This is a genomic window from Streptomyces sp. NPDC092952, from assembly GCF_044754785.1.
Taxonomy (GTDB): domain Bacteria; phylum Actinomycetota; class Actinomycetes; order Streptomycetales; family Streptomycetaceae; genus Streptomyces.
In genome coordinates this window covers 132,865-145,384 of record NZ_JBIVPT010000015.1, presented here as the reverse complement: position 1 = coordinate 145,384, position 12,520 = coordinate 132,865, and the positions used below count along the sequence as shown (strand labels likewise).

10 protein-coding genes are annotated in these 12,520 nt (G+C 73.1%); 6 read left to right on the top strand and 4 right to left on the bottom strand.

Annotation, left to right across the window (positions count from 1 at the left end; genetic code table 11):
- Positions 1-29: 29 nt before the first annotated feature.
- Both ACIQGQ_RS28835 and ACIQGQ_RS28830 read right to left on the bottom strand, forming a co-directional pair.
- Entirely contained in the window at positions 30-830 is an 801-nt protein-coding gene (locus ACIQGQ_RS28835; protein ID WP_402400901.1) for a DNA-formamidopyrimidine glycosylase family protein, read from the bottom strand.
- A 46-nt stretch (positions 831-876) separates the two neighbouring features.
- Positions 877-5,532 (bottom strand): DEAD/DEAH box helicase, encoded by a 4,656-nt coding sequence (locus ACIQGQ_RS28830; protein ID WP_402400898.1) that lies wholly within the window; start codon positions 5,530-5,532, stop codon positions 877-879.
- Positions 5,533-5,618: 86 nt separating this feature from the next.
- Between ACIQGQ_RS28830 and ACIQGQ_RS28825 the strand changes: the two genes are divergently transcribed.
- Both ACIQGQ_RS28825 and ACIQGQ_RS28820 read left to right on the top strand, forming a co-directional pair.
- Positions 5,619-6,410: an AzlC family ABC transporter permease gene (locus ACIQGQ_RS28825; RefSeq protein WP_402400895.1), complete on the top strand. Its 792-nt coding sequence runs from the start codon at positions 5,619-5,621 to the stop codon at positions 6,408-6,410.
- On the top strand, positions 6,407-6,712 hold the full coding sequence (locus ACIQGQ_RS28820; RefSeq protein ID WP_402400892.1) for an AzlD domain-containing protein: 306 nt from the start codon (positions 6,407-6,409) through the stop codon (positions 6,710-6,712). Before ACIQGQ_RS28825 ends, ACIQGQ_RS28820 begins: the two co-directional genes overlap by 4 nt.
- Positions 6,713-6,777: 65 nt before the next feature.
- Here the strand turns inward: ACIQGQ_RS28820 and ACIQGQ_RS28815 are convergent, their stop codons facing one another.
- Entirely contained in the window at positions 6,778-7,692 is a 915-nt protein-coding gene (locus tag ACIQGQ_RS28815; protein ID WP_402400890.1) for a hypothetical protein, read from the bottom strand.
- A gap of 79 nt (positions 7,693-7,771) precedes the next feature.
- Here ACIQGQ_RS28815 and ACIQGQ_RS28810 point away from each other — a divergent pair, with 79 nt between their 5' ends.
- From ACIQGQ_RS28810 to recX, 4 genes are all read left to right on the top strand, one after another.
- Complete coding sequence (locus ACIQGQ_RS28810) at positions 7,772-7,966, top strand: DUF3046 domain-containing protein (protein ID WP_352279566.1); 195 nt, start codon at positions 7,772-7,774, stop codon at positions 7,964-7,966.
- A gap of 183 nt (positions 7,967-8,149) precedes the next feature.
- The gene (locus tag ACIQGQ_RS28805; protein WP_402400887.1) at positions 8,150-9,331 is read left to right on the top strand and encodes an AI-2E family transporter; all 1,182 of its coding nucleotides are present in this window, start codon (positions 8,150-8,152) and stop codon (positions 9,329-9,331) included.
- Positions 9,332-9,584: 253 nt separating this feature from the next.
- Positions 9,585-10,703 (top strand): recombinase RecA, encoded by a 1,119-nt coding sequence (recA, locus tag ACIQGQ_RS28800; protein ID WP_402400884.1) that lies wholly within the window; start codon positions 9,585-9,587, stop codon positions 10,701-10,703.
- Positions 10,704-10,713: 10 nt separating this feature from the next.
- Complete coding sequence (recX, locus tag ACIQGQ_RS28795) at positions 10,714-11,415, top strand: recombination regulator RecX (RefSeq protein WP_402400881.1); 702 nt, start codon at positions 10,714-10,716, stop codon at positions 11,413-11,415.
- 141 nt (positions 11,416-11,556) lie between these two features.
- Here recX and ACIQGQ_RS28790 read toward each other — a convergent pair whose 3' ends face one another.
- Positions 11,557-12,213: a hypothetical protein gene (locus ACIQGQ_RS28790; RefSeq protein ID WP_402400878.1), complete on the bottom strand. Its 657-nt coding sequence runs from the start codon at positions 12,211-12,213 to the stop codon at positions 11,557-11,559.
- Positions 12,214-12,520 lie beyond the last annotated feature (307 nt).

Here is a 12,520-nt window from a genome sequence, read left to right as displayed (position 1 = left end):
CCGTACGACTGGACCTGACGATGCGTCAACTAGGGGGTGGGGCCCGACTGGCAGCGGGGGCACCAGTAGGTGGGGCGGCCTTTCTGGTCCGCGACGCGGACGGGGGTGCCGCAGCGCAGACAGGGGCGGCCGGTCCTGCCGTAGACCCAGAGCCGCTCCCCGGGGGCGTGGCCGCGGTGGGCCGGGGCGGTGGTGACGCGTACGGGGCGGTCGCGGTTGGCGTCGAGGAGCTGCCTGGCCGTCGTGACCAGCCGGGTGGCGACGGGGGCGGGCAGCTCGCCGACGGGGAGCCAGGGGGTGACGCGGGCCAGGAAGCAGAGCTCGGCCTTGTACACGTTGCCGATTCCGGCGAGATTGCGCTGGTCCAGCAGGGCCTCGCCGAGCGGGCGGGTGGGCTCGGCGAGCAGATTGCGCAGGGCGGTCGCGGCGTCCCAGTCGGGGCCGAGCGGATCGGGGCCGAGCGGGCCGACCGCCTTCTCCTCGTCCCGGGTGCGGAGCAGCTCGAGCACGGGCAGCCGGTAGCCGACCGCGGTGTGCTCGGCGTTCCCGAGAACGGCGCGGATCTGGTGGGCGGGGCCGCCGCGCCACCGATCGCCCGGGTCGTAGACGCGCCAGGCGCCGTCCATCCGGAGGTGGCTGTGCAGGGTGAGACCGCCCTCGACGCGCATGAGGAGGTGCTTGCCGCGCGGGACCACGCCCAGCACCGTCCGGCCGGTGAGGTCGGCGGTGGCGAACCGGGGCACGCGCAGGTCGCACCGGGTGAGTGTCCGGTCGGCGAGCGCGGCGTGCAGACGTCCGGCCGTCCGCAGGACGGTGTCTCCTTCGGGCATGCCTCCATGATGCGGCCGGGGAGGAGGGCCGCGACCTCTGTACGGATCAGGCGCGCAGGCGCAGCCCTCTCGGTGTGGCCAGAAAACCGGCCGCCTCCAGGGTGCGGCCGATCGGCGAGGTCAGCGAGGGGACGCCGTTGGCGCGCTCCACCGTGACCGTGCCGAGGGCTCCGGACCGGGCGGCCGCCGCCAGCGCCCCGGCGGCGGCGAGGAGGGCGGGGTCGTCCGGATCGGCGGGCCAGGCGAGCAACGTCCTGCCGCCGCGCTCCATGTACATGGTCAGCTCGCCGTCGACCAGCACCACCAGGGCGCCCGCCTTGCGGCCGGGCTTGTGCGAGGCGCCGTCCGGCGGCTCCGGCCAGGGCAGCGCCGCCCCGTACGCGTTGGCCGGGTCGGCGGCGGCGAGCACCAGGGTCTGGGGGGCGGCGTCCGGCTCCCGGCGGTCGCGGGCGGTGGAAGCGGCACGCAGCCGGTCCACCGCGCCGTCCATCGCGAACTGCGCGGCCCCCAGCCCCTCGACCACGTAGCCGCGCCGGGCCTGCCCGTTGTCCTCGAAGGCGGACAGGACGCGGTACATCGCGGAGAAGCCGCCCTCGACCCCCTCGGCCTGGACCGCGCCACGGGTCACCACGCCGTGGCGGTCGAGAAGGGTGCGGGCCAGGGCGTGGGCGCGGTGCGTGGGCTCGGGCTCGGCGGCGGGCAGCAGGGACCAGCGGCCCGAGACGGTCGGCGGGCCGGTGCGCGAGGCGGGCCGGGCGGAGGCGAGCGAACCGTACCTGCCGCGTGGGACGTTGCGTCTGGCGCGGTGAGCCGTCGACCCCGCTGTCCGGCCGGAGCCCAGCAGGGAACGCAGAGGGGCGAGCGTGTCATTGGTGAGCCGGCCCGACCAGGCCAGCTCCCAGACGGCGTCGGCCAGTTGCGGATCGGTGCAGTCCGGGTGGGTGGTTGCACGGACCTGGTCGGCGATCTGCCGGAAGAACAGGCCGTATCCGCCGCTCAGGGCGGTCAGGACGGACGCGTGCAACGCGCTGAGCTCCAGCGGGTGCGGGGGCGGCAGGAGCAGCGGCGCGCTGTCGGCCGGGTAGAGGGCGAGCCAGCCGTCCTTGCCGGGAAGGGCGCCCGCACCGGCCCAGACGACCTCGCCCGTGGTGGTCAGCTCGTCGAGCAGCGCGGGGGTGTAGTCCCTGACCCGGCCCGGCAGGACCAGCTTCTCCAGCGCCGACGCCGGGACCGCCGCACCCTGCAACTGCTCGACGGCGCGGGCCAGCCCGTCGATTCCGCGCAGGCTGTTGCCGCCGAGATGCTGCCACTGGGGAAGGAACCCGGCGAGAGCGGCGGGCGGGACCGGCTCCAGCTCGTGCCGGAGCGCGGCGAGCGAACGCCGGCGCAACCGGCGCAGCACGTCGGCGTCGCACCACTCCTGGCCGATCCCCGCGGGGTGGAACTCTCCCTGGACGACCCGGCCGGTCCCGGCGAGCCGTTGCAGCGCCCCGTCGGTGACCGCGGTGCCGAGACCGAAGCGGGCGGCGGCGCCGGTGGACGTGAACGGGCCGTGCGTACGGGCGTAGCGGGACAGGAGGTCGCCCAACGGGTCCTTCACGGGCTCGGTGAACGCTTCGGGGACGCCGACCGGGAGGGCGGTCCCCAGGGCGTCCCGCAGCCGGCCCGCGTCCTCGATCGCGGCCCAGTGGTCCGCCCCGGCGATCCGGACCCGGATCGCCCGGCGGGCCGTGGCCAGCTCCGGGGCCCACGACGACAGGGCGCCGCGCTCGGCCAGCTCCTGGTCGGTGAGCGGGCCGAGGACCCGGAGCAGGTCGGCGACGCCCTCGGCGTCCTTGATCCGGCGGTCCTCGGTCAGCCACTGGAGCTCCCGCTCCAGCTCCGTCAGTACCTCCGTGTCGAGCAATTCGCGCAGCTCCGCCCGGCCGAGGAGCTCGGCGAGGAGGTGGGAGTCCAGGGAGAGGGCGGCGGCCCGCCGCTCGGCCAGCGGCGAGTCGCCCTCGTACAGGAACTGGGCGACGTAGCCGAACAGGAGCGACCGGGCGAAGGGGGAGGGCTCCGGGGTGGTCACCTCGACCAGCCGGACACGGCGCGCTTCGAGGTCGCCCATGAGCTCCGTGAGTCCGGGGACGTCGAAGACGTCCTGGAGGCATTCTCGGACCGCTTCCAGGACGATCGGGAAGGAGCCGAACTCCGAAGCGACCTGAAGCAGTTGAGCGGCGCGCTGGCGCTGCTGCCACAGCGGGGTGCGCTTGCCGGGGCTGCGGCGCGGCAGCAGCAGGGCGCGGGCCGCGCACTCGCGGAACCGGGAGGCGAACAGGGCCGAGCCGCCGACCTGATCGGTGACGATCTGCTCGATGTCGCCCTGGTCGAACGTCACATCGGCGGCGCCGACGGGCGGTTGGTCGCTGTCGAACGAAAAGGCCGGTGACGGGGGCTCGGCCGCCCCCTGGTCCGGATCCCGGGGATCGAGGTCCAGGAGGTCCAGCCCCATGAGGTCGGCGTCGGGCAGCCGGAGCACGATGCCGTCGTCGGCGTGCATCACCTGCGCGTCCAGACCGTAGCGCTCGGCGAGGCGGGCGCCCAGCGCGAGCGCCCAGGGGGCGTGGACCTGCGCGCCGAACGGGGAATGGACCACGACCCGCCAGTCACCCAGCTCGTCACGGAAACGCTCGACGAGGATGGTCCGGTCGTCCGGCACATGACCGCAGGCCCGGCGCTGCTCGTCGAGGTACGAGAGGGTGTTGTCGGCGGCCCAGGAGTCGAGACCGGCGGCGAGCAGCCTCGCCCGCGCCTCCTCGGGCGGCAGCCCGCCGATCTCGCGGAGGAACGCCCCCAGGGCGCGCCCCAGCTCCAGCGGACGGCCCAGCTGGTCGCCCTTCCAGAACGGCAGCCGCCCGGGAACACCGGGAGCGGGCGACACCAGGACCCGGTCGCGGGTGATGTCCTCGATCCGCCATGAGGTGGTGCCGAGCGTGAAGACGTCGCCGACCCGGGACTCGTAGACCATCTCCTCGTCGAGCTCGCCGACCCGGCCGCCGCCCTTCTTCGGGTCGGCACCGGCGAGGAAGACCCCGAAGAGCCCCCGGTCCGGAATGGTCCCTCCGGAGGTGACGGCGAGCCGCTGCGCGCCGGGGCGCCCCGTGACCGTACCGGCCACCCGGTCCCACACCACCCGCGGCCGCAGCTCGGCGAAGGCGTCGGACGGGTAGCGGCCGGCCAGCATGTCGAGCACGGCGGTGAACGCGGACTCGGGCAGCGAGGCGAAGGGCGCGGCGCGGCGGACCGTGGCCAGCAGCTCGTCCACCTGCCAGCTGTCCAGGGCGACCATGGCGACCAGCTGCTGGGCCAGCACGTCCAGCGGGTTGGCCGGGACGCGGAGCGCCTCGATGGCCCCCTCGCGCATCCGCTCGGTGACCACGGCCGACTGCACCAGGTCGCCCCGGTACTTCGGGAAGACCACGCCGGTGGAGACCGCGCCGACCTGATGCCCGGCCCGGCCCACCCGTTGCAGGCCGGAGGCGACCGACGGCGGCGACTCCACCTGGATCACGAGGTCGACCGCCCCCATGTCGATGCCCAGCTCCAGGCTCGACGTGGCGACGACGGCCGGCAGCCGGCCCGCCTTCAGGTCCTCCTCGACCTGGGCGCGCTGCTCCTTGGAGACCGAGCCGTGATGGGCGCGGGCGAGCAGCGCGGGGGCGCCCTTCGCCGCACCGGACTCGGCCATGAGCTCGGCGGGGGAGTGGGACTCGGCCAGCGGCTCGCCGGTCAGCCGCTCGTACGCGATCTCGTTGAGGCGGTTGCACAGCCGCTCGGCGAGGCGGCGGGAGTTGGCGAAGACGATGGTGGAGCGGTGCTTCTGGACGAGATCGACGATCCGTTCCTCGACATGGGGCCAGATCGACGGCTTGTCCGCCTGCGCCGCCTGGTCTGGCCCGGTGGCGGGGGAGCCGCCGAGCTCCCCCAGGTCCTCGACCGGCACGACCACCGACAGGTCGAACCGTTTCGTGGACGGCGGCTGGACGATCTCCACCCTGCGCCGGGGCGAGAGGAAGCGCGCCACCTCGTCGACCGGGCGGACCGTCGCCGACAGGCCGATCCGCCGCGCGGGACGCGGCAGCAGCTCATCGAGACGCTCCAGGGAGACCGCGAGATGGGCACCGCGCTTCGTGCCCGCCACGGCGTGCACCTCGTCGAGGATCACCGTCTCGACCCCGGACAGCGCCTCCCGGGCCGAGGAGGTCAGCATCAGGAACAGCGATTCGGGCGTGGTGATCAGGATGTCCGGCGGACGGGCCGCCATCGAGCGGCGCTCCGCGGACGGGGTGTCCCCGGAGCGGATGCCCACCCGCACCTCCGGCTCGGGCAGCCCGAGCCGCACCGACTCCTGGCGGATACCGGTCAGCGGGGAACGCAGATTGCGCTCGACATCGACCGCGAGCGCCTTGAGGGGCGAGACGTACAGGACCCGGCAGCGCTTCTTCGCCTCGGCCGGCGGCGGTACGGACGCCAGCGCGTCCAGCGAGGCGAGGAACGCGGCGAGGGTCTTGCCGGATCCGGTCGGCGCGACGACCAGCACGTCCGAACCCTCGGAGATCGCGCGCCAGGCGCCCTCCTGCGCGGCGGTGGGCGCGCTGAAGGCCCCCGCGAACCAGCCGCGGGTCGCGGGGGAGAACGAATCGAGTGCGGAACCGGCCATGTCCCCCATCGTGCACCCCGCCACTGACAACGGCCCCGACCGTCCTCGGTGACCCCGCCCAGCGCCGCCCACGTAACGTTCGCGTCGTGGCAGATCAGACAATACTTCCAGGCGGGGGCGGTGCGCCGGACCCCGGCACGGCGGGCTCCGGAACCGGACCGGGCCCCGGCGAAGCGAAACCGGACGCCGCGGTCGTCCGTGACGCGCTCGGCGTCGGCATCGCCGTCGGACTCTCCGGCTTCGCCTTCGGTGTGACCTCGGCCGGGGCGGGACTGAGCCTGTGGCAGACCTGCGCGCTCAGCCTCGCCGTCTTCACCGGCGCCTCCCAGTTCGCGCTCGTCGGCGCGCTCGCCGCGGGCGGCAACCCGTACACCGCCGCCGCCGGGGCGTTCTTCCTCGGCGTGCGCAACTCGTTCTACGGACTGCGGCTGTCGCAGCTGCTGGCACTCCCGAAGGCGCTCCGCCCGTTCGCCGCCCAGTGGGTCATCGACGAGACGACCGCCGTGACGCTGCCGCAGCCGACCCGCAGGGCCGCCCGCATCGGCTTCGCCGTCACCGGGCTGACCCTGTACGTGCTGTGGAACCTGACCACGCTGCTGGGGGCGCTCGGTGCGGAGGCGCTCGGCGACACCAAGGCGTGGGGGCTGGACGCGGCGTCGCCCGCGGTCTTCCTCGCCCTGCTCGCGCCGATGCTGAGGACCACCACCGAACGCGTCACCGCGGGGATCGCCGTGCTCCTCGCGCTCGGTCTGCTGCCCGTCCTGCCGGCAGGCGTCCCCGTCCTGCTGGCCGCGCTCGCCGCACCCGTCGTCCTCTTCCTGGACGGGCGCCGGAGGAACGGCACCCCGGGAACCGCCGCCGAGGAGGGGGACCGGTGAACGTCTGGATCGCCATCGCGCTGACCGCAGTGGGCTGCTACCTCGCCAAACTGCTCGGGCTGCTGGTCCCCGCCGGTGTACTCGAACGCCCGCTCACCCGGCGGCTCGCGGCGCTGCTGCCCGTGGCCCTGCTGGCCGCCCTCACCGCGCAGCAGACCTTCGGGGACGGGCACCACCTGACCCTGGACGCCAGGGCGGCCGGACTCGCCGCGGCGGCGGTCGCGCTGATCCTGCGCGCCCCCTTCCTGGTGGTCGTGGGCGCCGCGGTCGCCGTCACCGCCGGGGTACGCGCCCTCGGGTAGGGCCGCATGCGGCGGACCGAGAGGTTCCGCCCGGCCATGCATGGCCGGGCGGAACCGGTGGCGGCTCAGCCGAGGTCACGTCCGTGGGCGCGCAGCGTCAGGAGGGCCCGGAGGGTCACGAGGGGCCGCCCCTCCAGCGCGGTCCCCGGGGCCCACTGCCGCCAGTTGACCGGCCAGCCGCCGTCGGCCTGCTGCTCGGCCGCGAGATGGTCGAGCGAGCGGGACAGCTCCTCGTCGGTGAACCAGCGACGGGCGAGGGAATCGGGAGTACGGGCGTAGTCGTACGGAAAGTGCTGCTCACCCGGCGCGTAGCCGGCCGCCACGGGGTACTCCGCGCGCCGTTCCGGATCCAGCACCACGAGCCGCTGGTCGCGCACCAGGCGCCCGAGCCGGTCGGCCGCGGCCTCGGCCCGCGCCCGGTCCGGGGCGCCGTCCAGGAAGGCGAGTGCCGCCTCGATCTCGTACGGATGCGAGCGGTCCAGGGCCTCCACCGCGGCCCAGCAGAAGTCGGTGGCCCTGAACAGCCAGGCGTGCCAGACCGCGTTGCGGTGCAGGAGCCCGACGACGGGGCCGGTGGCCAGCAGCTCCGCCGGAGGGTGGTCGACGATCGGGATGAAGGGGGCGGCGGGATAGCCGCGCTGCGCCGGCAGAAGGGCGGGAAGCGCCCCCTCCTTGGTCGACACCTCGGTGAGGAACCGGCAGACCCGCTCCACCCGCAGTCCGTCGCAGCGCCCGATGGAATCCAGCACATTGAGCGCGTGCGCGGTGTGCAGCGGCTGACTGACGGGGCCGCGCAGATCGGGTTCGAGCCCGTGCCCGTACCCGCCGTCCTCGTTCAGATAGGCGGCGAGCGCGGTCTCCACGGCGTCCGCACCGCCTTCCAGGAAGTGGTGCGCGAACCGCCGCTGCTCCAGGACGCGGGCCGTGAGCCAGATGAACCGCTCGGCACGGTTGAGGGGACTTGTTCCTGTTCCAGCCATGGACCGACCGTAGGGCGGTAAGCGCTCTCGACAAGACGTAGCGGCCCGGCTGCACTCTCAGGAGCGGGATACTGAGGTCATGCGGTTGACGATTTTCTGGGAACGGATGGCAGACCACTTCGGCGCGGCGTACGCCGACTCCTTCGCGCGCGATCATGTGATGGCCGAGCTCGGCGGGCAGACCGTCCACCAGGCACTTGCCTCCGGATGGGAGACCAAGGACGTCTGGCGCGGCGTCTGCGCCGCGGTCGGCATCCCCGCCGACCAGCGCTGACCCCGGCCGGCCGGCGGCCGGACCCGTGCCGTTGTCCGGGGCTGGCAGTCGTTCGTCACCGCGGTGGGTGAGACTGGTGGAGTGGCACCGACAGACGAGACAGCACAGACCCGATCGACCTCCACCCCATCCGTCCCGCCCGCCGCGCCATCTGCTGCGCCGGCCGGCGGCGCGACGGCGCGCATGCCCGCGTGGCTGCCGCGCGCCATGGTGCTCGCCCTGGCGCTCTACGCCTGCTACCGGCTGGGCAGCTGGGCCTTCGACCAGCTCATCGGGTTGCTCATCAACATCCTGATCTCGTTCTTCCTGGCGCTCGCCATCGAGCCGGCGGTGAGCCGGATGTCGGCACGCGGCATGCGCCGCGGCCTCGCCACCTTCCTGGTCTTCCTCGTGGTGATGATCGCCGGAGTGGGCTTCGTCGTGCTGCTCGGCTCGATGCTCGCGGGCCAGATCGTCGACATGGTCGAGGGGTTCCCGAAGTACCTGGACTCGGTGATCAACTGGGTCAACCAGACCTTCCGCACCGACCTCTCCCGGGTCGAGGTCCAGGACAGCCTGCTCCACTCCGACTGGCTGCAGAAGTACGTCCAGAACAGCGCGACCGGAGTGCTCGACATATCCACCACCGTGCTGGGCGGGCTGTTCCGGCTGCTGACGATCGCCCTGTTCTCGTTCTACTTCGCGGCCGACGGCCCCAGGCTGCGGCGGGCCCTGTGCTCCGTGCTGCCGCCCGCCCGGCAGGCGGAGGTCCTGCGGGCCTGGGAGATCGCGGTCGACAAGACCGGCGGGTACCTCTACTCACGCGGTCTCATGGCCCTCATCTCGGGGATCGCGCACTACGTCCTGCTGGTGGTCCTCGGGGTCCCCTACGCGCCCGCGCTGGCCGTGTGGGTCGGGCTCGTCTCCCAGTTCGTCCCCACGATCGGTACGTACCTGGCGGGCGCCCTGCCCATGCTGATCGCGTTCACCGTCGACCCCTGGTACGCGCTGTGGGTGCTCGGCTTCGTCGTGATCTACCAGCAGTTCGAGAACTACGGCCTGCAGCCCAAGCTCACCTCCAGGACGGTCGACATCCATCCGGCGGTCGCCTTCGGGTCGGTCATTGCGGGGACGGCGCTGATGGGCGCCGTGGGCGCGCTGATCGCGATTCCGGCCGTCGCCACGCTCCAGGCCTTCCTCGGCGCGTACGTGAAGCGCTACGACGTCACGGACGATCCGCGGATGCACGGTCCGAACCGGCGCCGGGGAGAGTCGTTGCTCACCCGGCTGCGCCGTTCGTGGCGGGCCCCGGACGGGGAGACGGGCACCGGGGAGGCGGGCGGTGGAAGCGGTACCGGAGGCCGGGAGGCGCCGGAGAGCGCCTGAGGCCCGTCGCGGTGGAGCCGGGAGGAGCGCGGGGCCGCTGCTCCCCCGGCACCCGGGGCCTCGCACGGCCGGGGCGGCGTGGTGCGCTTGACACTAAAATCGAACATCTATTCTCATGGGATTCCGGCCGGGGTTTCCCGGGCCCGGCCGCAGAGTTATCCACAGGCCGGGAGGACGTCGAGGCCCATTGTCAGTGGCAGGGGTTAGCGTCTTTGACGTGAAGCGATCGACTCAAGCAAATCGGGTGGAACCCATGGCAGGAACCGACCGCGAGAAGGCGCTGGACGCCGCACTCGCACAGATTGAACGGCAATTCGGCAAGGGCGCGGTGATGCGCCTCGGCGAGCGGCCGAACGAGCCCATCGAAGTGATCCCCACCGGGTCGACCGCCCTCGACGTGGCCCTCGGGGTCGGCGGCCTGCCGCGCGGCCGTGTGGTGGAGGTGTACGGGCCGGAGTCCTCCGGCAAGACGACGCTGACGCTGCACGCGGTGGCGAACGCGCAGAAGCTGGGCGGCTCGGTCGCCTTCATCGACGCGGAGCACGCCCTCGACCCCGAGTACGCGAAGAAGCTCGGTGTCGACATCGACAGCCTCATCCTGTCGCAGCCGGACAACGGTGAGCAGGCCCTGGAGATCGTGGACATGCTGGTCCGCTCCGGCGCCCTCGACCTGATCGTCATCGACTCCGTCGCGGCGCTCGTGCCGCGTGCCGAGATCGAGGGCGAGATGGGTGACTCGCACGTGGGTCTCCAGGCCCGTCTGATGAGCCAGGCGCTCCGTAAGATCACCAGCGCGCTCAACCAGTCCAAGACCACCGCGATCTTCATCAACCAGCTCCGCGAGAAGATCGGTGTGATGTTCGGCTCGCCGGAGACCACGACCGGTGGCCGCGCGCTCAAGTTCTACGCCTCGGTCCGCCTGGACATCCGTCGCATCGAGACGCTGAAGGACGGCACCGACGCCGTCGGCAACCGCACCCGCGTCAAGATCGTCAAGAACAAGGTCGCGCCGCCCTTCAAGCAGGCCGAGTTCGACATCCTCTACGGCCAGGGCATCAGCCGTGAGGGCGGTCTGATCGACATGGGCGTGGAGCACGGCTTCGTCCGCAAGGCGGGAGCCTGGTACACGTACGAGGGCGACCAGCTCGGCCAGGGCAAGGAGAACGCCCGCAACTTCCTCAAGGACAACCCCGATCTCGCCAACGAGATCGAGAAGAAGATCCTGGTGAAGCTGGGCATCGGTGTCAGGCCCGAGGAGGCCGGGTCCGGCGCGGAGCCGGCGGCCGGTGCGGCTGCTCCGGCCGACAGCGCGAAGGCGGCGGCCCCGGCCGGCAAGGCCAAGCCGGCCAAGACAGCGGCGGCCAAGAGCTAGGGCCTGTGCCGTGACACGTCGTACGGAGTGGCCGGCCGATGCCACCGACCCGTCCACCGGTCCCGGCCAGGGTCTTCCCACCGGGCACACGGCCGGGTCCGGGGGCGCGTACGAGCCGGAGACCGGGTTCGGCGAGGGGGCGGGCCGTAGCACCCGCTCCCGTACCAGAAGCAGCGGCTCCCCTTCCTCGTCGAGGGCCGAGAAGGGGGAGCCGCGAGACCCGGTCGAGCAGGCACGCAACATCTGCCTGCGGCTGCTCACCGGGACGCCGCGCACCCGCAAGCAGCTCGCGGACGCCCTGCGCAAGCGGGAGATCCCGGACGAGGCGGCGGAGGAAGTCCTCTCACGCTTCGAGGATGTCGGGCTGATCGACGATGCGGCGTTCGCGGACGCCTGGGTGGAGTCCCGGCACCACGGCCGGGGCCTGGCCCGCCGGGCCCTCGTCCGCGAGCTGCGTACCAAGGGGGTGGACGCGGCGGTCATCGACGAAGCCCTCGGGCAGCTGGACTCCGAGCAGGAGGAGGCCACCGCCCGGGAGCTGGTCGCGCGGAAGCTCCGGTCCACCCGGGGCCTGGAGCGCGACAAGCGACTGCGCCGTTTGGCGGGCATGCTCGCGCGCAAGGGGTACGGGGAGGGCATGGCCCTGCGCGTGGTGCGGCAGGCGCTTGAGGAGGAGGGGGAGGACACGGAGGGGTTGGACGAGCCTTTCTGACCGGGCCGGGTCGGACCCGATCTGGCAGGGCTGGACCCGACCTGGCCTGATCATGCGTGCCCGGCCGTGAGGTGGTGCGAGGGGGAGAGCGCGCGGGCCGAGGGGCGTGGGAGCGGCCGAGCACGGGAGGAACGGCGATGGTCATTGCCCGGCGCGGGCGGCGCGGGTGATGGTGGCGTCGATCAGGGCGAGCGCGTCCGCGGCGGTGCGGCCGGGGTAGCGGTTCCAGGGGCCGATCAGCCCGGTCCAGCCCCGGGCGCGGAGTTCGGTGATGAGCCAGGCACCGGCCCGGTCCACAGTGTCGAGGGAACCGTAGCCCAGTCGGTGCGCGGTGAGCAGGGCGCCGCAGACACACCGGGCGCCACGGGCGTTGCGGAGCCGGTACGGGGTGTTCTGCCAGCCCCACTCGGTGAGGATCTCCCGTGCGTGGGCGAGATGGACGGAGGGCGGCACATCCGGTCGGCCGATGCGCCGCCAGGAGTGGAGCCGGTCGGGGAGGACCGCACCCAGACGGCCGGGCAGCGGCCGTTCGCGCGGTGCGGTAGCGGGCAGGGCGCGGACGGATTCGGCGATGAGCCGTTCGACCGGAACGGACAGCAGATCCCGCCAGTCGGCGGGCCGGTGTTCCGGGGAAGCGGACGGTCCGGGGCCAGGGGCGGTGTCCGGGCATAGGGGGTCGGGGGCCGTGATGCCCCAGCCGTTGACGATCTGCTGCCATGCCTCGGTGTCATGGAGGCGGGCCGCGTGGGCGTCCAGCTGGTCGGGGGTGAGGGGGAGAGCGGGGGCGGGGGTCGGCATGGGTGCGTGGTCTCCGTCATGTCGGTCCTTGGCGTCGAGGTGAATGTCGGTCGGGGAAGGGGATCGCTCCACCGGAGCGAGGCGTTCGGGTGTGTCGGTGCGACCAAGGGGGAACGGCCGACGGCAAATGGAGGTAGTCCCGACGGCGACGAAGGGGGAGGAGGCAGGGAACGGATGGACGAGCCGGGCGCATATCGGGACCGGACCAGGTTGGTGAAGGGACCCGAAGGGCCTCGAAGGGGTCCGTATGCGGAACGGGCCGGGCTCCAGGGCCCGACCCGCACCGCTCCGCGTACCAGCCCCCCGG

What these genes read in the sequence shown, in the direction of transcription:
- ACIQGQ_RS28815 (WP_402400890.1), bottom strand. Translation starts at nt 7,692, where the DNA reads ATGGCTGGAACAGGAACAAGTCCCCTCAACCGTGCCGAGCGGTTCATC.
- ACIQGQ_RS28790 (WP_402400878.1), bottom strand. Translation starts at nt 12,213, where the DNA reads ATGCCGACCCCCGCCCCCGCTCTCCCCCTCACCCCCGACCAGCTGGAC.
- recA (WP_402400884.1), top strand. Translation starts at nt 9,585, where the DNA reads ATGGCAGGAACCGACCGCGAGAAGGCGCTGGACGCCGCACTCGCACAG.
- ACIQGQ_RS28830 (WP_402400898.1), bottom strand. Translation starts at nt 5,532, where the DNA reads ATGGCCGGTTCCGCACTCGATTCGTTCTCCCCCGCGACCCGCGGCTGG.
- ACIQGQ_RS28810 (WP_352279566.1), top strand. Translation starts at nt 7,772, where the DNA reads ATGCGGTTGACGATTTTCTGGGAACGGATGGCAGACCACTTCGGCGCG.
- ACIQGQ_RS28805 (WP_402400887.1), top strand. Translation starts at nt 8,150, where the DNA reads ATGCCCGCGTGGCTGCCGCGCGCCATGGTGCTCGCCCTGGCGCTCTAC.
- ACIQGQ_RS28835 (WP_402400901.1), bottom strand. Translation starts at nt 830, where the DNA reads ATGCCCGAAGGAGACACCGTCCTGCGGACGGCCGGACGTCTGCACGCC.